The sequence below is a fragment of the New Jersey aster yellows phytoplasma genome, from assembly GCF_002554195.1.
In the GTDB taxonomy this organism is placed as follows: Bacteria; Bacillota_I; Bacilli_A; order Acholeplasmatales; family Acholeplasmataceae; genus Phytoplasma.
The window spans coordinates 15,805-36,914 of record NZ_MAPF01000014.1 but is presented as its reverse complement, the minus strand read 5'-3'; the positions used below and the strand labels follow the sequence as shown (position 1 = coordinate 36,914).

The 21,110-nt window shown below is 24.4% G+C and carries 15 protein-coding genes, 1 tRNA gene and 4 pseudogenes; 7 read left to right on the top strand and 13 right to left on the bottom strand.

Going from position 1 to position 21,110, the window contains the following annotated elements; genetic code table 11:
* Positions 1-137 precede the first annotated feature (137 nt).
* Positions 138-1,892 carry an AAA family ATPase gene (locus tag BBA70_RS00530; protein WP_252861441.1) on the bottom strand — a complete coding sequence of 585 codons (1,755 nt, stop codon included), beginning with the start codon at positions 1,890-1,892 and terminating at the stop codon, positions 138-140.
* 579 nt (positions 1,893-2,471) lie between these two features.
* Here BBA70_RS00530 and BBA70_RS00525 point away from each other — a divergent pair.
* From BBA70_RS00525 to BBA70_RS00510, 4 genes are read left to right on the top strand one after another with little or no spacing between them, the layout of a single operon-like run.
* On the top strand, positions 2,472-3,725 hold the full coding sequence (locus BBA70_RS00525; protein ID WP_011412379.1) for an ABC transporter ATP-binding protein: 1,254 nt from the start codon (positions 2,472-2,474) through the stop codon (positions 3,723-3,725).
* Positions 3,719-4,567: an ABC transporter permease gene (locus BBA70_RS00520; protein ID WP_252861440.1), complete on the top strand. Its 849-nt coding sequence runs from the start codon at positions 3,719-3,721 to the stop codon at positions 4,565-4,567. The genes BBA70_RS00525 and BBA70_RS00520 overlap by 7 nt, the downstream gene beginning before the upstream one ends.
* On the top strand, positions 4,557-5,447 hold the full coding sequence (locus tag BBA70_RS00515) for an ABC transporter permease (RefSeq protein WP_011412377.1): 891 nt from the start codon (positions 4,557-4,559) through the stop codon (positions 5,445-5,447). The genes BBA70_RS00520 and BBA70_RS00515 overlap by 11 nt, the downstream gene beginning before the upstream one ends.
* A gap of 18 nt (positions 5,448-5,465) precedes the next feature.
* Positions 5,466-6,680: an ABC transporter substrate-binding protein gene (locus BBA70_RS00510; RefSeq protein WP_011412376.1), complete on the top strand. Its 1,215-nt coding sequence runs from the start codon at positions 5,466-5,468 to the stop codon at positions 6,678-6,680.
* A gap of 289 nt (positions 6,681-6,969) precedes the next feature.
* Here BBA70_RS00510 and BBA70_RS00505 read toward each other — a convergent pair whose 3' ends face one another.
* Positions 6,970-7,131: a hypothetical protein gene (locus BBA70_RS00505; protein ID WP_252861439.1), complete on the bottom strand. Its 162-nt coding sequence runs from the start codon at positions 7,129-7,131 to the stop codon at positions 6,970-6,972.
* 1,290 nt (positions 7,132-8,421) lie between these two features.
* Here BBA70_RS00505 and BBA70_RS00500 point away from each other — a divergent pair.
* From BBA70_RS00500 to BBA70_RS00490, 3 genes are all read left to right on the top strand, one after another.
* On the top strand, positions 8,422-9,072 hold the full coding sequence (locus BBA70_RS00500; protein WP_252861438.1) for a DAK2 domain-containing protein: 651 nt from the start codon (positions 8,422-8,424) through the stop codon (positions 9,070-9,072).
* A gap of 44 nt (positions 9,073-9,116) precedes the next feature.
* Positions 9,117-10,136 carry a hypothetical protein gene (locus BBA70_RS00495; RefSeq protein ID WP_252861437.1) on the top strand — a complete coding sequence of 340 codons (1,020 nt, stop codon included), beginning with the start codon at positions 9,117-9,119 and terminating at the stop codon, positions 10,134-10,136.
* Positions 10,137-10,164: 28 nt separating this feature from the next.
* Positions 10,165-10,250, top strand: a tRNA-Leu gene (locus BBA70_RS00490).
* Between the two features lie 468 nt (positions 10,251-10,718).
* On the opposite strand, the pseudogene BBA70_RS00485 reads toward BBA70_RS00490, so the two are convergent.
* The 11 genes and pseudogenes from BBA70_RS00485 to BBA70_RS03885 form a co-directional block, all read right to left on the bottom strand.
* A pseudogene (locus BBA70_RS00485) lies at positions 10,719-11,576 on the bottom strand (IS3 family transposase).
* Positions 11,577-12,073: 497 nt separating this feature from the next.
* Positions 12,074-12,700 carry a hypothetical protein gene (locus BBA70_RS00480; RefSeq protein ID WP_252861436.1) on the bottom strand — a complete coding sequence of 209 codons (627 nt, stop codon included), beginning with the start codon at positions 12,698-12,700 and terminating at the stop codon, positions 12,074-12,076.
* A 237-nt stretch (positions 12,701-12,937) separates the two neighbouring features.
* A pseudogene (locus tag BBA70_RS00475) lies at positions 12,938-13,992 on the bottom strand (toprim domain-containing protein).
* A 323-nt stretch (positions 13,993-14,315) separates the two neighbouring features.
* On the bottom strand, positions 14,316-14,669 hold the full coding sequence (locus tag BBA70_RS00470) for a hypothetical protein (RefSeq protein ID WP_252861435.1): 354 nt from the start codon (positions 14,667-14,669) through the stop codon (positions 14,316-14,318).
* The gene (locus BBA70_RS00465; RefSeq protein ID WP_252861434.1) at positions 14,639-15,601 is read right to left on the bottom strand and encodes a hypothetical protein; all 963 of its coding nucleotides are present in this window, start codon (positions 15,599-15,601) and stop codon (positions 14,639-14,641) included. Before BBA70_RS00465 ends, BBA70_RS00470 begins: the two co-directional genes overlap by 31 nt.
* The gene (locus tag BBA70_RS00460; protein WP_252861433.1) at positions 15,592-17,355 is read right to left on the bottom strand and encodes a UvrD-helicase domain-containing protein; all 1,764 of its coding nucleotides are present in this window, start codon (positions 17,353-17,355) and stop codon (positions 15,592-15,594) included. Before BBA70_RS00460 ends, BBA70_RS00465 begins: the two co-directional genes overlap by 10 nt.
* Before the next feature lie 159 nt (positions 17,356-17,514).
* Positions 17,515-18,694 (bottom strand): annotated as a pseudogene (locus tag BBA70_RS03890) (DUF2963 domain-containing protein).
* 32 nt (positions 18,695-18,726) lie between these two features.
* Positions 18,727-19,122, bottom strand: a complete 396-nt coding sequence (locus BBA70_RS00450) for a hypothetical protein (protein WP_252861432.1) — start codon at positions 19,120-19,122, stop codon at positions 18,727-18,729.
* 241 nt (positions 19,123-19,363) lie between these two features.
* Entirely contained in the window at positions 19,364-19,831 is a 468-nt protein-coding gene (locus BBA70_RS00445; RefSeq protein ID WP_238374410.1) for a hypothetical protein, read from the bottom strand.
* Positions 19,832-20,547: 716 nt separating this feature from the next.
* A complete protein-coding gene (locus BBA70_RS00440) occupies positions 20,548-20,712 on the bottom strand; it encodes a hypothetical protein (protein WP_011412364.1) in 165 nt (54 codons plus the stop codon).
* Between the two features lie 119 nt (positions 20,713-20,831).
* Positions 20,832-21,089: pseudogene (locus BBA70_RS03885) on the bottom strand (hypothetical protein); the annotation flags it as partial.
* Positions 21,090-21,110: the final 21 nt, after the last annotated feature.

The following is a 21,110-nucleotide window of genomic DNA, read 5'->3' as shown; positions in this document are numbered from 1 at the left end:
TTATTAGTATTTATTAATATATATTATACAATAATTTTTTTGCAAATAATATTAATTAATTTTGAAGCTTTAAGGGATATTAAAAAAATAAAATTAAAGTAAATAAAATAAAAAACCCATCAATTAAGAAGGGTTTATTAAGGTCTTTGTCTAAATTCATTATCTTCTAATTTTATTTTGTATTCTTTTTTATTAGTTGATGTTGTTTCTTTTTGAACTTCAACAGTTGAAATTGTTGTTGTATAAAAATATTGACCTTCTACAGACAAAAAATCATCTTTTCCTAAATTTTGTGTATCAAGTTTTTCACTTAAATATTCCCATTGTTTATTAGGAGTTTTGTTATCTTTATCATTTGGATTGGCTTTATATTTTTCAATAATTTCTTTAGCTGCATTATAACTAGCTTGAATAATTGCATTAATTTCTTTAGTTTGAGCATTATCATCCAAACTAAAATCCATACTTTCCGAACCTAATGACATTCCAAAATCTTTTACCATTTTAGTGGCAATAGAACGCACCTTTTTCAAATCATCACAACAACCAACACTAACACTAGTTTCAAACACTTCTTCAGCTGAAATCCCTGCCAAAGCAGTAATCATTTGTTTTAATAAATCTTGTTTAGTTAATAATTGATTGGCTTGTTCGTCTTCATTACTAGCAGACAAAAAGATAGTATATCCCCCTGCTTGTCCTCTTGGTTTGGCAGTTACGCGATGCACATCAAACCCTAGAGCATGAGCTACTATGGCATGTCCTAATTCATGATTAATAACTCTTTTTTTATCTGCTTGAGAGGTACTTTGTTTTAATTCAGGACCCATTAAAATTAAATCCATAGCATCATAAATATGTGAAGGCGTAATTTTTTTGTTTAGGGAATTAGTATCTTTGAAGGCTATCTTTTTAGATTCTTTCACTAAAGAATTAATATCTGAAGGAGTAAAATGAGATCCGTGCAGAATTTTTGCCACTTGTTTTAATTCATCTTTTGAAGGATAATTTTTTTCTTGAATGTTTTCGCGTTTCATAAAAGCTGTAAGTAAGGCTTGGGTTGTTTTTAAATCCGGAGTGCCTAAATAAATGTGCTTCCCTAAACGACCTTCTCTAATTAAGGTATCATCTAAAAAATCTTTACGATTAGTTGCTCCAATAACAATAGCTTGTGGAGCTTTTTCATCTGAATCTACTCCATCAAGTTGAGTTAATAAAGCATTAAGAGTGCCTGAATGTTCTTGAGCGCTTTTTTCTTTGCTTCTTTCAGCTCCAATAGCATCAATTTCATCAATAAAGATAAAATAATAACTCTGTCCACGTTGTTTGGCGGTTTCTTGAGCTACTTTAAATAAACCTCTTACACGAGCTGCTCCGACTCCTACATATTTTTCGACAAAATCAGAACCAGTAGTAACAAAAAAAGGAGCTTTGCCTTTAACAGAACCTGCTAAACATTTAGCTAAATAAGTTTTTCCTGTTCCTGGAGAGCCGTACAATAAAACTCCTCTTGGTAAATCTTTACGAGGCAAAAGGTTCATTTCATTTGCATCATCATTTACTGCTTTAATATATTCTTTTAACTCGTCTTTGACTTCATCATATCCAGAAAAGCTATCAATATCAAAATTGCCTTTGGTTATGTATTCTTTTTCTCGTGCCCATATAATATCTTCTTTGTTGTATTTTCCCATAGAATTAGCAAAATTTTCAGCTCCCTTAATTAAAGCAAGCAGAAAGAAAATCACAATAATATTTAAAATAATAGTGCTTATATTAGTAGCAATTGTCAAATAATTTTTAGGTTTTTTAGGTGGGGTTGGATAATTTGGCGGATTTTTCGGTTGATTATCTGGTTCAGGATATTCAAATCTTTGCGGTTCCCATTTCATAATATACCTTCCTTTATATTTTTTATATATTAATTAGTTAGTTTGGTTGGATTCATTTTTTTATTAAATTAATTTGAAATGATAAAAAAATATTTTCCAACTATAAAATTTTTAATGAAAATAAACAAATTGGCAAATACCAAAAAAAATAAGCATATTTATAATCATTTATCGAACAATTTTTAATTATTTTAATTAATATTTGCAAAAAATCATTTTACTATAATTTTCTTAACACATTTATTTTAACAAAATTTAGAGATATTATAACAATATCAGAAAAAAAGAACTTTTTATGATTGCAATTTATTAATTTTATGATAAGCTAAAATTAGCAATAAATAAATTTAAAATATTAAGAGATTTTGGTTCTTTTTGATTGTTTATTGTTGCAATTTTAATTACTACTTTTTTATTTTGTTATAAAATGATTATTTTGCTTTATAATTATTTTATTGACTAATTTATTATATTTTTGTTTAATTAATATTTTTTTATATTTGATAATTAAACAACAATTTACAACTTAAACTTATAAAGTTTAAAACTTTATTTTTCCAAAAAGATAGGCATCAAACCATGAAAACATTAATTATTTTAAAAGATTTAACCAAAGTATTTGACAATCAATTAATTTTAAGAGGCATCAATTTAGAAATTAAACAAAATGAATTTGTCACTTTATTAGGTCCTTCAGGTTGTGGAAAAACTACTATTTTACGTATTTTAGGCGGTTTTGAAAACCCTAGTAGCGGAGAGGTTTTATTTCAAGGAAAAAGCATTTTAAATGTAGCTGCTCACAAAAGACCAATTAATACTGTTTTTCAAAAATACGCTTTATTTCCTCATTTAAATGTCTTTGAAAATGTAGCTTTTGGCTTACGTTTAAAAGATTTTAACTCCAAGATTAAAGATAATTTAGATATTAATGAAACTCATTATAAAACTAGCAAAGCCAATTTATCAAAAACTTTTCACCAAGAATTAACTAAAGATTTGGCTCAAGAAAAAACTACCCAAATTACAAATAACTTTAACAATCAAATTGAAGCTCTAACCAAAGATTTTGAAGCAAAACAAACTGCTCTTAAATGCAAAAAAATAAACAAGAAAGAACAAGAAGAACAAATCCAAAAAGAAGTATTAAAATACATTAAAATTATGGGTTTACAAGGACTTGAAAAAAGAACTATTGAACAATTATCAGGTGGACAACAACAACGAGTTGCAATTGCAAGAGCTTTAATTAACAAACCTCAAGTTTTATTACTTGATGAGCCTTTATCTAATTTAGATTTAAAATTAAAACAAGAAATGCAATACGAACTTAAAGAAATACAAAAAAACTCAGGAATTACTTTTTTATTTGTCACTCACGACCAAGAAGAAGCATTTACTATGAGTGATAAAGTAGTTGTCATGAATAACGGCGAAATTCAACAAATAGGAAGTCCTGAAGATATTTACAACGAGCCTGCTAACCGTTTTGTAGCTCAATTTGTGGGAGAATCAAACTTAATTAAAGGAGTGATGAAAGATGATTTTTTAGTTCATTTTGACAATCAAACTTTTAATTGTGTAGATAAGGGTTTTCGAAAAGAAGAAAATGTAGATATCGTTATTCGTCCCGAAGACATCGATATTGTTTACCAAGGAAAAGGCTTAATTACAGGTATAGTGCAATCTATTATTTTTAAAGGAGTTCATTGGGAAATTGATGTTAAAACCGCTCAAAGAACCTACATTATTCATACTACTGACCATGTTGAATTAAACAAAAAAATAGATATCACTTTTAATCCTGAAGACATTCATGTAATGGAGATTTGGTAATGAAAAAAACCTATACTTGCAAGGACAATCAAAAGCTATACAAACTATTAATTTCACCTTATTATATTATTTTGTTGGTATTAATTATTTTACCTATGGGCTTTATTTTATTTGATTCTTTTCAGGATACTAACCAACAAACAGCATTTTTTGCAACCCGTTTTACTTTGCAACACCATCAAGATTTTTTATTCAATCAATCATTTTTATACGTCCTTGCTAGATCAATTGCAATTTCTATTATTGTTACTTTTTGTGTCTTTATCATTGTCTATCCTCTAGCCTATATGATTTCTCGCCTCAAAATGAAATGGCAAAGCTTTCTTGTAGTTCTCATCAATGGCACTATGTGGATTAATATGATTATAAAAACCCAAGCATTAGTCCAAATATTTAACTTATTACAAAAAACTTTTAATATGAACCTTTTAGAAACTGATTTTGCTATGATTGTAGGACTTATTTATTTATTTTTACCGTTCATGTTTTTACCCATCTACACTGCAATTATCAAAATAAATCCCCAACTTATTCAAGCCTCCAAAGATCTAGGAGCAAATGAATGGCAAGTATTGCAAAAAATTATTTGGCCCTTATCACTTTCAGGAGCGCTTGCAGGCATTTGTCTTGTCTTTTTACAAACAGCAACTAATATTGTAGCTCCACGTTATCTAGGAGCAACTACCCAAATTACTATTGCTGAATTAATCGAAAACAAAGCTTTATTAAGTGGTGAAATAAAACAGGCTTGTGCAATCGCTATTCATCTTTCTTTAACAATGTTTTTGATTTTTCAAATTTTTAAAAAATTAAGTTTAAGAGAAAGAAAAGATGTCAATTAAATTATCCGGGACTAAATCCCCAAAAACTGATTCTACCAAAATCCAAACAAATCCCAAAAAAAACATTACTAACATTTTATATATCATTTTAGTTTTAAGCTTTATTTATATTCCTATTTTATCTTTAATTATTTTTTCTTTTAACAAAAGCGAAGGCAGAATTGCATCTTTAGTTAATTGGCAAGGTTTTAGCTTTAAATGGTATTCTAAACTGTGGACTGACCAAACAGTTAAAACTGCTATCAAAATAACTTTATACATTGCTTGCCTAACCACTTTAATTTCTACTTTTTTAGGTACTTTTTCGGCTATTAGCCTTGCTCAAAATCTTAACAAAAAATGGCGCAACATCGTTCTTGATGTAAGTAATTTTTCTATTGTTATTCCTGAAATTATTACTGCTTTAGCATTATTTGTTATCTTTGGTTTTATGGGTTTGGAATCTGGTTTTTGGAAAATGCTTTTAGCTCACATATCTTTTTGCACTCCTTTTGTAGTTATTACTGTATATCCTAAAGTAATAAATCTTGACCCTCATTCTTTAGAAGCAGCCTATGATTTAGGAGCAACCCCACTCAAAGCTTTAACCAAAGTAATACTGCCACAACTTAAAGGAGCTATGCTTTTAGGAGCTATGCTTTCCTTTAGCCTTTCTTTTGATGACTTTATGATTTCTTATTTTGTAGGTGGTTCTGAATGCCAAAATATTTCTGCTTATATCTACAGCCTCAAAGGAACTATTAACCCAACTGTAAATGCTTTATCTACTATTTTAATTATTATTGCTAGTTCTAAAATTATCCTGAATTCCATTAAATACAACAACCAAAAAAAACCAAAGGAAAAACCCAAAAATAGAAGTAGAGGCAAACAACAATGAAAACGAATTTGATACAAAATGAAAAAGACAATTAAAACTGTAGCAAAAATATTACTTTTAATTTTCACAACAACTTTTGTTATTCTTATTATTCTTAATCTTAGAACCAAAAATAAATTACTTCCCCAACACCAAGAAGAACAAACATTAACATTATTTAATTGGGGAGAATACTTAGAACCTAGCATTATTGAAAAGTTTGAAAAAGAAACTCACATCAAAGTTAAACAAGTTCTTTTTTCTTCTAACGAACTTGCAGTTACCAAAATTAAAAGTAAAAATCAATATGATCTAGCTATTTTAAGTGAATATGCAATTGATCAATTAAAACAAAGTGAAATGTTAGAAACAATAGAGAATGACAAATTAATGAAAGATAACAAACATTATTATAAATTAAACGAAAAGCTTGCAAAAAAACTCCCTTCTGAATTTAATTTTAAGGATTATGCCGTTCCTTATTTTTGGGGTAAAGTGGTTATTCTTTATAATAAAAACAAAATGAATGAATCAGAAATTAATGAACTCAAAGATAAAGGGTTTAAATATTTAAAAGAAACCAATTTAAAAGTAGCTTTATGCAATAACGCTCGCGACGGTTTAATGGTAGGTCTAAAAGCTACTGAAGGAAAAATTGCAAACCCTTCCAAAAATGAATTAGATAAAGCCAAAAAATGGCTCTTGGAACTCAAAGAACAAAAACCTAACTTAGCTTTTATCAACGATCAATTAATGGACCGCATGAAAAATAAAAATAACGAATATTATGATATAGTTATTGCTTATTCAGGGGATGCTAATTTTTTAAAAGAACAAAATAATAATCTGGATTATTTTTCTACTACAGAAGGAACAAATGTTTGGGTTGATGCTTTGGTAATGCCTAAAGTAAGTAAAAAAGAACTAGCTTATAAGTTCATCAATTTTTTAAGACAAAAAGAAAATTACAAAAACAATTTAGCTTTTACTAAATATAATTCTCCTTATGAAGAATTAGAAAATTTTCAGGGAAGTCCCAAAATACAAATCCAAAATAACGATGAAGTTTATAAATACGACCAAACCACCCAAAAAACCATCAATGCTTATTGGAATGACATTATTGCTTTTCCCAGTCAAAAAGATTATTGGCTATTTATCTTAAGTTTTTTAATTTTTTTAGCTATTTTTATCATATATTTACATCACAAATTGAAAAATAAATTACGATTAGAACAACTACCAAAAAAATAAAAACTTTAATATGATTTGTTCTAAAACCAAATATTAATCACAATTAATATTAAAAAAACCAACTTTTAAATTGGTTTTTCTTTATATATGAAACAATTAAGAACTAATTTAGTATTTCAATTAATTATTTTTGTTATATAAAAATAAATTGTAATAATAAAAATAGCAAGCAATAAAATAAATAATATATAGGTAAATGTTTTTATATGAGTTTGAGATTTTAAATCATTCAAATCAGCTACTTTATTGTTTGTTTGAGGCAAATAAACTTTAATTTTCGGAGTAATTTTTATCCGCTAAAACATTTGTAAGAGGCAATATTGGTTCTATAATTGCTACTTTTAACCCAAGTATAACGTTGTTGCCAATCAACTAATTTATTATTTTCTGTGCTTTCTAATTTATAATGTCTTTGTGATATTGAGATTGTTGGCATCATAAATTGAATCATAAATGTCAGCATTTTGACAATCAACTAATTTATTATCTGGGTTACTTTCTTCTAAATATTTTCTTTTTTCTATAACTTTTTTAGTAACTAAAATTTCTTTTAATGGATTATTTGCCCAAACTGGGATTATATTTTCTAATAATGCAATAAAAAATCAATAATGAAAATAACCACAAGCACACCTTAGCCAATAAAAAATGTTTGGATTGTTTTAAATTATTCACTTTGCAAAAAAACTCTTTTCTAATATGGAGATTCTTAAATGATTCCAACTTTAAAAAAATGCTATTATTTAATTTTAATTATACAATTATCTCTTATTTTTTTTATAATTGTAATAGTATAAACACTATGTAAAATCATTATACCGCAAAATAAGTCAAAATATAATTAATTTTTATTAATATTTCTTTTGTTATAATAAATTATATATATTTATTATTTTATTGTATTGTAGCATAAAACCTAAAACTAATAAACAATCTTCTTTTAATTCTTAAACTTCAATTTTGAAAGCGAAACAAGATAAAATAGCAGGGTCAATAAGGTCTATATAGTTTAGATGTTGTAACAATGATGAAAATAGGTTTAATTAGGTCATTTTTTCGCTTGTTAATTCTTTTTTAAAAGTCGTCATAACTTCTCTCTTTTGCCTTTATCATCTTATGATAATCCTGTTAAATCACAAAAGATTTCTTCACATTCATCGATGAAAATGATGGATCCACCTCATTCTTGCGTGGTGTCAAAGGATTTTTGTAGGCGATTACTGAGTTTTTTCAAAATATTGTTTTTTTAAAAAAATCTTTTTCTTATTACTTATATTATAGCATTAATAATTTCAATAATTTAAAGTTTTTTAAGTTTTTGTAATTTATAAATAATTTTATTTATTTTTTTCCAACAACAAAAGCCGTCCAATAATTAGTGCGATGTTCCGTTTTTTTAGACAAATTTTGTCTTTAAAATTGTTCTTTAAGACTTAAAATTTGTCTAAAAAAAACGGAACAGCGCAATATTAAAAATAATATGATAATGAATAACAACAATAAAATAAATTATTGCTATCCAATAATCTCATAATTTTACTTATGATCCATAAAAAAAGCTCTTTTATTGCTCCCTTAACTTCTTTGTTTTATAAGAGTAAAATTAAAATATGTTATAATTAGAATAGGTTTTTTTTTACCTTAAATAAAAAATCTTTCCTAATCATACCAAATTACGAAAAAAATATTCTATTTCTTATTATCTGATTATATTAAAAAAAATCGAAGAAAGGCAACCAAGATGAACAAAGATCAAGTTATTAAATTTATTGACGGACAATTATTTAAAAACATGATTACTAATGGAGCTATCAATTTACAAAATAACTACCAAACCATTGATAATTTAAATGTTTTTCCCGTACCAGATAGAGATACAGGAACTAATATGAAAATTACTATGATGTCAGGCGTTAAAGAAATTAGCAATTTAGAAGTTCGTTCCATAGTAGAAGTTTCCCAAATTTTATCAAAAGCATTATTAATGGGTGCCAAAGGCAATTCAGGAGTTATTTTATCCCAATTTTTTGCAGGGATGGCACAAACTTACCAAACAATTAATAAAGAAACTATCAATATTAATGATTTTATCCATTCACTTGAAGGAGGTTACAAAAAAGCTTACCAAGCCATTATAGAACCTCAAGAAGGCACTATTTTAACTGTTTTTCGTGAAGCCGTTAAACAAACTCTCAAAGCTAAATCCCAATTTAACACTATTGAAGATGTTTTATCTAATTTCTTACAAAACGCCCAAAAAGCACTTTCACAAACAACTGAATTATTAGAAGTCTTAAAACAAGCAGGAGTAGTTGATAGTGGAGGAGCTGGCTTTGTTGAAATTCTTAAAGGAATGTTATTATTTTTACGAGAAAAAAACTACTTCAAGTAAACCAAAATAAACAAACACATACCGCACCTGATAAAATACAAACATTGGGACAAGTTAATATCAAATATACTTATTGCACTGAATATATTTTTCAAATCAAAGAATCCCAAGAAAAAAACCTTGATATGAAACAAATTAAAAAAGTTTTATTGCAAATAGGAGATTCTTTGGTTTTGGTTAAAGATCAAGAAATTCTAAAAATACATATCCATACAAACAAACCAGAAAAAGTTTTAGAAAAACTCTTAACTTACGGCACATTAAAGGTAAGAAAAATTGAAAACATGAAAGAACAATGCCAATCAATTTTAGATAAAAAACACGACAAATTTACTCCAGAAAAAGAACCTAACCCAGACCATAAACAACCTTCAAACTTACCTAAAACAAATAAAGATCAAAAATATTTTTTTATTGCATTTGTAAATGATACCAAAAGCCAAAAAGTCTTTGCTGACCTTAAAGTGAATCACATTATAAAACAATCAACTTTTAAACCTACCAATTTTGCAAAACTTCTCCAAAAAAACACTGCCCAAAACATTATTATTCTACCTAATGACACATCTCTTTTAGAAAAACTTACAACTCAGCTAAAGCAATTTAAAAAAAACAATCAAGAAATTGTCATTTTACAAACTAAAAACATCGCTCAAGGATACAGTGCTCTTTTAGCTTTTGATAAATCGTTGGATTTAGTACAAAACAAAACTATCATGGAAGAAACTATCAAAAACATCCAAACAGGCAAAATTATCTATGCTGATAAAAAAGATACCAAAAATGTATGCAATCAAACTCTTTTAGAAAAAGAATATTTATCCGTTTGGGAAGAAAAAATAATAGCTATTAATAAAGATAAATATCAAGCATTAAAAACATTACTCCAAAAAATGATTAAACCTCATCAAACCTTTTTAACTGTTTTTTATAATCCTTCATGCACTGATGAAAAAGAATTAGAAAAGCTAGAAAATTTCTTAGAAAATAATTACGATCACATTGAATTAGAAACCTTAGAAAGCCAAAATAACAACATTCCTTACATTGTTTCATTAGAATAACAAAAATGATCTTTTAGATCGTTTTTAAGCGGATATGACGGAATGGTAGACGTGCATGCTTGAGGGGCATGTAAGAGATATCTTGTGTGAGTTCAAATCTCACTATCCGCACCATTAATTTTTTTATTTTAATTAAAATTATTATATTATAATATTATATTAAAAACCCCCCTTTTATAAAAAGGGGGGGTTTGTTTTGTTTGGAGATAAACATTTCATGTTTTTTGTTGCCTTAAGGATATTCATGAATATATTTTTGTGTATCGTTTATGCTAGGGGAAACAATAATTTTTTAAATTCACCAATATTAGAGTGCGCTGTTTCGTTTTTTAGACAATTTTTGTCTTTAAAATTGTTCTTTAAAACTAAAAATTAAGTAGATAATTTAATATCTTTTCAAACTAAGGAAATATTTTTTTAAAATTTCAAAAAGTTTCTAAACCTTTTAATAATTCATTAGTTTGAAAAGATATTTTTTTTAAATATTTTGACCTTTACACTATATAGTTAGGTAAAAAAAGTTAAAATTCCGTTAAGAAAATGAAAACATAATTATTTTTTTACGTAATTATGTTATTTTGGTCAAAAAATGTGCAAAAAGAGAACCTTTTTTTCTTTGGGGAAATAATTGATTAATTTTTTTATTTTGTCAGGAGATTTTTGAAATAAAAAATGATGTTGATGTTGTAAGATATTTTTTATTTTGCCTAAAAATTTTTCAATTACGTCGTTATCACGTGAATTAGCTTTTCTCGACATGCTAATTAAAAAAACTTTTTTAGTTAGTGTTTGTTGGACTTTTTGTGGTTGATAAACTGTTCCTTGGTCGGAATGAATGATACAAGGTTCTTTTAATAGAGGTAATTTTTGGATGGTGTTTAAAACTAATTCTTTATTTTGATGTTTGGAAGTGTGGGAAGCGATAATTTGGTTATTGAAAGAATCAATAATACAAGAAAAATATAAAAATCCTTGGGGGGTTTAAAATAAGTGATGTCGGTAAATAGTTTTTTCATGGGTTTAGTTAATATAAAATCTTGATTAATTAAATTATCTACTACTTTTAATTTAGTTTTTAAATTATTTTTATAATAATATTTATTTTTTTAATTCTTAAACGACAAAAAATACCGTTTTCTTTCATAATAGTATAAACTTTTTTCTTGGTAATGTTTTCGTTAAAAGTTTTTTGGTATAAATCAGTGATTTTACGATGACCGCAAAAATATTTTTCTTGTAAACATAAAGCTTTAATGCGATTTTGTTGTAATAAGTATTTTTCTTTTTTGGCTTTTATTTTATTTTCGACTTTCAACCAATAATAATAAGTGCTTCTTTTGGTTTTGATAGTTTTTAAAATGGTTGTTAAATTTAGTTTTTGATTAAATTGTTTAACTAATTCAAAAACAGTTTTTTTATCAGTTTTTTGGTTTTTTTCATTAGAGTTTGTAATAATTTATTTTTTTGTTTCTCTTTTTCTATTATTTTAGCTATTTTTTCATAATTTAAATATTGTTTCCTTTTTTTTATATCACATACATAACCATGTATAACTCTGAATGATTATATTTATTTAAAAAAGGGGGTCGCGCGCAACTGGGGGATTTTTAGTTTTCTTCTTCTTTTATTTATGTGTACTTATGATTGTTATTAGCGCTTCAGCGCGTTAGGGGATTTTGTTTGGATAATTTTAAACAACTCTTTTTTAATAATGGAAAGGAAAAATAGGGAGTTATTTATATATCGAAAAATAATAATGATAGATAAAAGATACAACGATAATATCAAATATCGAGTATCATTATCATTATCGATATAATATATAAAATATCACTCCTTAAAAATGTTTGGTTTTGTCAAAGAAATTAAAGGGGTCAAATGATGATAAAATGATGAGTGTATGATGATAAAATGATGATTTAAATAATTTATTTGTTTTATGATTTTTCTTTTGTTAAATATCTTTTATAATCAGGACGCATTTTTTTAACCCGATAGCCCTGTTTATTTTTGGTTAAAAATAATTTGATGTGTTTTAAATCTTCCAATTGATAATAAATAACATTTAAACCTTTTTTATAGTTTGTTTTGATAGGATTGTTATATTTATCTACTTTTTTAGCATCTAATTTATATAATTTTAAAGTGTCTAGTTTGTCTATGATTATCTTACTTATTAATTCTTTAATGTAGTGTTTTTGTTCGTTAAGATAAATTAATTTGGAAGATAGGGAAATGTGTTTTAAGGGTATTATTTTGGGTTTTATGTGGTTGTTTAGAGTTATATTATTATGTTTCTCTTCGGAAGAGTGATTTTTGATTATTTCTATTCTATACTTTTTCATTTCATCTAAGATTTGAGGGTCTACAAATAGAGTTTGGTTTTTTGGGCGATAATTGGCTTGTTGATAGGAATTTTTCTTTTTAGAATGAGAAACAATTGTAATATTTAATAATTCTCCTTTTAATGTTTGTAAAAAGTTTTGGATTTGAACTAAGTCGTTGGGGGTTGATTTTGTTTCCCAACCGCCCCTAATGATTCCTTGATTTGTTTCTTTTTTCATATTTTTCTCCTTTTTTTCATTTTGAATAATAAAAAAAGACTCTCGTAATGAGAGCCTTGATATTTTTATTTTTTTGTTTTATTGTTTAAAACTTTTATTAAATTAATTTAAAATATTTAAAAATTTTTTGCTTAGTAATTAAATGTTCGTGATTCATATTACTAATTTTGTTTTAAAGGTTTTGTAGGGGCAAAATTTTGAGTTTATAGTTTTTAATTGATATTTTATAATAAATATTTATTTAATTACTTCAACTTTATCTTTTCCAAAAAAATAAATGGCAAAATCGACTATGATTTTATTTTTGGTCTCTTCATAAGTAATATATGGGTCTAAAAAACATTTTTGATATGCTTCTTTTCCGAATTGTCGCAATAAATCATCAACATCTTTACAAGTTTTATCATAAGGTGGTAAAATGCGTCTAATTTCGTAAATAATATTTGCTTCTTTAAGTTGTTCTCCTAAGGCTTCACTTCGTTTTTAACCTGTTTCATCATTATCTAAGGCAATAATTACTTTGATATTTTCTTTTTTTAGAATTTCTATTTGTGATTTAGAAAGTAGTTGAGTGACACAAATGAGACCGACAACGTTTTTAATATTGTTTTGCCAACAACTAATGACATCGAAAAAAACCTTCATGAATAATAATGGTTTTCATTTGTTTAATATAAGGTAACGCTTCAAAAAAACGATAACTGAAATGAAAAGTAGGTGTTTGAATAAAATTATTGAGGGATTTATATTTAGGTTGGAAATAAGAAACTTCGCGAAAGTTATTTTGATAAAAATGAAATGTTTTATTATATCCATTTTCAATGGGGGATAATGATGGAACCATGAAAAGTATCGTGATAATATTTTTTATTTTGTTGATTGGTTTTATCTTTAATAAAACCATATTCAATTAATTTTGTTGTATCGATATTTTTCTTTTTACAATAATTTAATAGACGAAAGGATAAAGATTTATCAGATAATGGGGCATAACCTAGTTTAAATTCTTTAATAGTTTCTATAGTTAATTTTCTTTTTTGGGTTAAATATTCTAATCCTAGGTGAGATTCATTATTTCGGTTAGTGGTTAATAAATAATGATAATAATCTCTAATTTGGTTGAATAAAGGCGATATTTCTTTAAATAATTGTGTTTTTGTAGCGTTAATTTCTTTTTCATCAATTGGGTTGTTGATTTTATTGTGGTGGAATTGATATTTAAAAGGTTCGCAAAAAATATTAGGGGTTGAAGTTTGTTGTTGGATTAAGTTTTTAAATTCTTGAGTTTTCATAAAGTTATTGATTTTTTCAAGGGATTTTTGTAGGCGATTACTGAGTTTTTTCAAAATATTGTTTCTTTTAAAAAAAATCTTTTTCTTATTACTTACATTATAGCATTAATAATTTCAATAATTTAAAGTTTTTTTAAGTTTTTGTAATTTATAAATAATTTTATTTATTTTTTTCCAACAACAAAAGCCGTCCAATAATTAGACGGCAAAATTAATTAAAAAAATTTAATTTAAACTAATTAAATTAAATTAAGGAGAAAATTGAAAACTTTGAATATAATTATTTTCAAGATATCTATACCAATATTGACATTCAACTTTATTTAATATTTTAATATCTTTTTTTCATAATCTTTTTTAAGTTTTAATTTAAGTTTTTGTAATTTAAAATATTTTTTAAAATTCTTATTAAGAAAATAATTTTTTGGTTGAATGCTAGATAAATTTAAACTAAAATAATTAGAATTTTGAACTTGGTTTGGAGTCATATAAGATTTAAACAATAAAGTTAAATTATGTGGAATTTTAATATTTCTTCCATTAATTATTTTTTTAATATTCCATTCAAATATATTAGAAAAATTAAAATTAACAATTGGAAATGAACTTAATTCTATTTCTTTAATTATATCATAAGGGAATAATGCTAAAAAAGATTCTTGAGGACAAGAAAACATGTACGAGAAAATCCAAACAAATGACGACTATAAAAATCAATTCCTTTATTAGAATTTGATTCAATTTGTTTATCATTTTTAGAGACATATTTACTAACATATGAAACAACTTTATTAACATAATCTTTTTTATCAAAAGTGCCTTTATAAAAAACTTTACATTTACTAATTTCAATTTTTTCAAATAAAAGATTTGTTTTTGATGGTCTAAAAATTTGAACGTTTTGACTAATTGGATTTAAATGTTTATAATGTTTTATATTATTTTTATTCATAACAGATGCATAAGCATTAGCCCAAAGCAAAGTAATTTTTGACACTTTAACATTCTTTTTCTCATAATAATTTTGAGGTATTTTAATATTACCTTTTTCATCTATTTTATGCATTAAATAATCATCATAAAAAATACTCTTATTTCCTTTAATAGGTCGGGGTTTCAAACCCAAAGCATAATCTTTATCAGTACACAAATAACGAGAATATACACCAAAAGAATTTAAAACATCAATATTAAAAATAATATGATAATGAATAACTCCTAATTTAGTAATTTCCAAAGACCAAAAATAACGAAAATCTTGCATTTTGGAATAAACCAAATCTTTTTGAGAGCATTGTTGAAATAAATTTGATAAATATTTTTTTCTCACTAAACGAATAAAACGTTTCCTTACCTGACCCATAATATCAGGTTCATGAGTATATTTTATATTTTTGCCTTGTAAATCATCATAAGGAGCTGTCAAAGTAATAAAAGATATTTTTTTAGAATCTTTAAAATTATATAAAAGTTTATCCTTAGCATTTTGTGAAGAATCTCGATAATGCCTTAAAATTTTTGATTTTGGTTTAATTTCTTGCAATTTAATTTCTTTTAATTGTTTTTTTAAAGAATAATCCAATTTCAAATCATCATCACTTAATGACAAATACCTTTCTTCTTTTTTTCTTTTAAATGTTTTTTATAACATTTAATTCGTTCCAAAGGTTCAAACATAGAATAATTAAACCCTTTTAAACGAGTCTCATAGCCATTATCTTTTTTTTGTACTTTATAAATATTTTTAGAAATTTCCTTAAATAAAACACATAATTTTAAATAACATTTCTTATAATAAGATTCAGTAATTTGATTAAATTTATGTTGTTTTTCTAATTGGTTAACTTTTTCATTATAAATTTTAATAGTAGTAGATAATTCATCATAAATTTCTATATCTTTTGAATTAGGTAAACAAATTTTTAAATAATCTAAATCAAAAATTTTATCATTTAATCCTTTTGTAAAATTATCAGAAATTAATTCTTTTTTTATTAAAGAATAAAAATAATCTATAAAAATAGAAGAATCATTTAAAGTTAAAATTTCAATATCATGTTTAGCGCGAGTTATTGCAGTATAAATTAATTTTTTTTCTAAAACTTTATCTTGTGATTCATTTCGATTTTGCCAACCAATTAAATAAACACATTCATTTTCATATCCTTTATATCCATGTATCGTTGACAAAACAATTTCATTTTCTTTACTATTATTATCAGATATAGTAAAAGGAATTTGGTTTTTTTCAAACTCATCTTTAAGTTTTTGTAATTCACCATTACTACGACAAAGAACAGTTATAGAATAAATTAAAGAATTTTTAATTTTTTCGCACAAATAATTAACTTGTTGATAAAAATTATCAAAAAAAGAAAAATTTATAAAATCTCTATATTTTTTTTCACTAAAAGATAATTGTAAATATTCCTTATTATCAATTAATTCATTAGCTGCTTTAACAATATTAATGCCTTTAGAACGATAATTAACATTTAAAAAATGTTTTTGAGGCATAAAATCTTTTACAAAAAGTTCCAAAATACGTTCACTAGAACCAAAAGAACTATAAATATTTTGAGTATAATCACCAAAACAATATAAAGAATTTGGTTTATTAAATAAAAGTTCTTTTATAATAAAATAATAAAAATAATTTAAATCTTGAAATTCATCAATAAAAACAGGACGATTATAAATTAAACCATTATTTCTTTCAACAAATTCAATAAAATCACTAGTTTCAATTAATAAACCATCAAAAGTTATTAAATTATAATAATTTAATTTTTCATAATACAAATTTAACAACAATTCAAAAGATTTTTTTAAAACTTTATCATCAATTTTAATAGATGAATAACAGTTTTCTTTTTGAAAAGTTAAACGTATTAAATTATTTAATTCCTGTAAAAGCTTTCTAAATGAATATTTTCTTTGTTCTTTAAAATACAATTTTAAATCTTGATTTTCTTTTAAAATCAGTTTTAAAATATTTAATTTAGTTTCATCATCAATAAATTTTCGTTGTTTTGCTGTTTCATTTAAAATATTATATTTTAAATAACAAGAATAAGCAAAACTATGAAATGTTCTAATTTCATAATTATCTTTTAAATATTTTTCTAATTCATCATCATTATAAGAAGGATAATCTTCTTTTAATGATGAAAATAATTTATCATAAATAATATTTTTAGTAGCATTAGTAGCTACCAAAATTAAAGGTTTTTCTTTTTCTTTTTGTCTTAATTTTTCAATTAAAATGGTAGTTTTGCCAGAACCAGCTCCACCATGTATATACATGCAAGAAGCATCTGAATTAATAATATCTTTTTGTTCTTTTGATAAATTCAATAACATCTTGTTCTCCTTTATAATATAAAAACCCCTAAATCCCCAGAGGGGACTTTATAGGAGGGGGGTAATAGTTAATCTAAGTATACTTCGGCTGGCCTCCTAGTTCGCTCTTCTCGTCTTTAAATGCGGGGGCTTTTACTTAATTTCTTTTTTTATTCATGATTAAAATGTTTTAGTTTCTTTAATAGTTCCATCAGGTCTATAAATAGTTCTTGTAATTATTTTACCTGTTTGGGGGTCGTAATCATCAATAAATTTAATTGTTTTGAAATCAGGTCTACTATAAAAAATTTCTTTAATTAATTTACCTGTTGGATCGTATTCTTTAATAAAATTAATTTTTTTACCATCAAAGTTGTAATAAATTTGTTTAATTTTATTACCTGTTTGTGGGTCGTATTCAATAATAAAATTAATTGTTTTACCATCAGATTTGTAATAAATTTTTGAAAAAAATCCTGCATTTTTTAATTCTTCTATTGTATATCCAACAACTTTTAATTCTTGCAAACTAAATCCTGTAGCTTTTAATTCTTTCGCAGTATATCCTGTATCTTTTAAATCAAAAATATCAAAAGATTTTAATTCTTGCAAACTAAATCCTGTAGCTTTTAATTCTTGCAAACTAAATCCAGCATCTGTTAATTCTTTCGCAGTATATCCTGCATCTTTTAATTGTTGAAGAGTAAATCCTATATCTTTTAATTGTCTGGCATTAGAATTTAATTTTTTAAAATCTAAAACTGTTTGATAAATTTTAGTTTTGAAATATTTAACTTTACCATTTTTATCTATTTCTTTAAATCTTTCTGAATTATGATCAAATTCTTCAATAGAACCATCAATATTTTTACGTTTCATTAATTTTGAATTAATTGGATTATATTCCATCCAAACGCCATCTGATAAAGTTTTTTTGATTAATTTACCATGTGAACCATACTCTTCAATATTGTTATATTTATCAGTTTTTTTTCAACAAAAGACCATTATTTTTATCATATTCCCAAATTGTATCATCTTTATCAATTTTTTTAACTAATTTATTAGTAAATAAATTATAATATTCTTTTTCTCCGTTACCTCTTATAAACTCATAAGGAACATCTTTCAAATGTTCGTTTTCTTCTTTAAGTTTTTTATTTTCAATATATATATCATTATTTAACTCTCTTGCTTTTGCTTTAATATCTACTTCTTGTAATTTACGTCTTTCTTCGGTTTCTAAATGATATTTATAAGAAATCCCACCTATCCAAAACACAAAAAAAATTAATGTTCCAGTAGTAATTAAAAAAGGAATTATTTTATAATGTTTATTGCCTATTCTAAAACTTGACATTTTTAAACCTCTTTTCTATTATCAAAAAATAATTAAAGCATTTTTTTAGCATTTTCAAATACCCATAAATATAGGAAATTAATAAAAAATGATAAAACGAAACTCAATATTATTATAACCTTTTTAAACAAAAATAAAAAGAATTTTAAAACAATTGAAATAATGTCTAATATTCTTAAAACAATTTTAAACAACAAATCACCTATTTTAATGAAAGAGTTTAAAAGAAAACTATTAACTTCTTTAAAAAAATAAATAACAGAGCCACCAACAGTAACGGTAAAAATCATCTTTGCTATTTCTTTTAATTTTTCCCACGTACTTTCACTGGGGTCCATTAATTTTTGACCGGTAAGACTTGTTATAGAACTTTTAATATAACCTATAATACTACCAAAAACATCAATAAAAATTTTTAATATTTTCATTAAAAAATCAAACAATGAACTAAATAATTTTAAAGGATAAATTAAAGTTGTTAAATGTTCCCATATAAAAATAAATATAGTTTTTATAATATTATAAATATTAATAAAATTAATATTCCAACCAACATTAAAACCAAATAAAAAAGATGATTTAGTAAGGAAAATATTATAAAATAAAAAATATAATAAATAAAAAAAATCTTTAAAATCAAAAGAAATTAAATATTTTAAAAAATTAAAACTAAAAATCATTTCCAGTATCATCAATAGATTCCGCAATTAAAGGATTTTTTATATTATTTAATTGTTTTTTTAATTTTAAATTCTCTTTTAAAATTTCATCTATATTATTATTTTCTTTATTTTCTTGATTATTATCTTTTTCATCAAAAATACCCTCAGAAAAATTAAGGCCTCCATGTTCTCCAAATTCTTTAATCATTGTTTCAACATGTTTTCTATATATACCTAAGTAATTCCCCATATGTGCCATTAATCTAATTAAGGCGCCATATTCACTAATACTAATTTTACCTTTTTTAAGATAATGGTTTACTATATCTCGTAATTCATCACTAAAATCATATTTACTTTTTAATTCTTTGATATATAAATAAAACCAATAAATAAAAATACCAAAAATAAAAGAAGTAAAAGAAATAAATACTTTAGATTCAACAATATTAATAATTGTTTGTTGTATATCCATCAATTATTCCTTTCTATAAAATTATTACTTTTTTAATTTCTTATTATTTCAACTATTTTATTATCTTTTTGAATTGTTTCTAATTCTTTATTATTTTTGGTAAAAAAATTAATATATAAAAATATACCCATAATTGAACCAATCAATAAACAAATAAAATTATCAAATAGATTATATTTTTTCATCTAATTTTCCTTTATTCTTTTTCAAACTTTTCATAATCTAATTTTTCAAAAAGCAATTTAGGCATAAAATGAGCTATTAAACAAAATGAAAGAATACCAATAACAAAAATATAAATGAGAGTTGTAAAAATTTCATGATTAATTTGAAAAAAAGAAAATAAACTAAAAAAACCAAATCATAAAAAAAATCCAAAACTAATTAAAATCATTAAAGCCATTATTACACCAAATAAATTCAAATCAATATCATTTATATTCATTCCCAAATCACTTCCGCAACATTGACAATGTTCGTAAAATTCTTTTTTTGTTGTTTATCCATTTTAAAAAAATCCTTAATTTTAACTTAATTTATTAATATATTATCCCTTAATGAGTGTTTTTTAAAAAAACACTCATTATTTAATCCATGTAATTTTAGTTGCATCAGGAACAATAAAACCAAGTTTATAAGCTGCAAATATAAAAATACAACCAAGAGCAATTAAAATTAATATTTGTCTTAAAGTCATTTTTTTATCCTCCTTTTTATTATTTAGCTATTGATAAATAACCTTTTGAAGCAAAATAAACAATCAAAGGAATAACAATGCCTAATGTAGGTAAAATCCAATATGTAAAAAAACTGCCTAAAGTTAATTTATTTCTTCTAAAAGATTTTTTACTGAAATAAGAACGCCTGTAATTTCTCGCCATTTTAATTCTCCTTTTTTTATTATTTAATAAGAAAAAGATTTTTTAGTATTTAGAAACAATAAGGAAACCAACTTAAAAGTTGGTATTTTTTTTTAATGGTTCTTTAATCGCCTACAATATTCAAGAGCGTTATTGAAGGTTTTAATTCTTCTTATTTCTATATAAACATAAAATAATATCGTAATCTTTACAACATTTCCAACAATGAATTTTATTATCTGAATTTAAATGACAACAAGTTTGGGTTTTGTCCATGAATGGGACCAAGGAAAACGATATTTGGGATTGAATTTTGGTGGTATTATATTTAATTTTTTTAATAAAACTGACATAGGGAAGTTGATTTGAATATTTTTTATTTTTTCTTGAAAATTCATTTATTTTAACTCCTAGTTTTT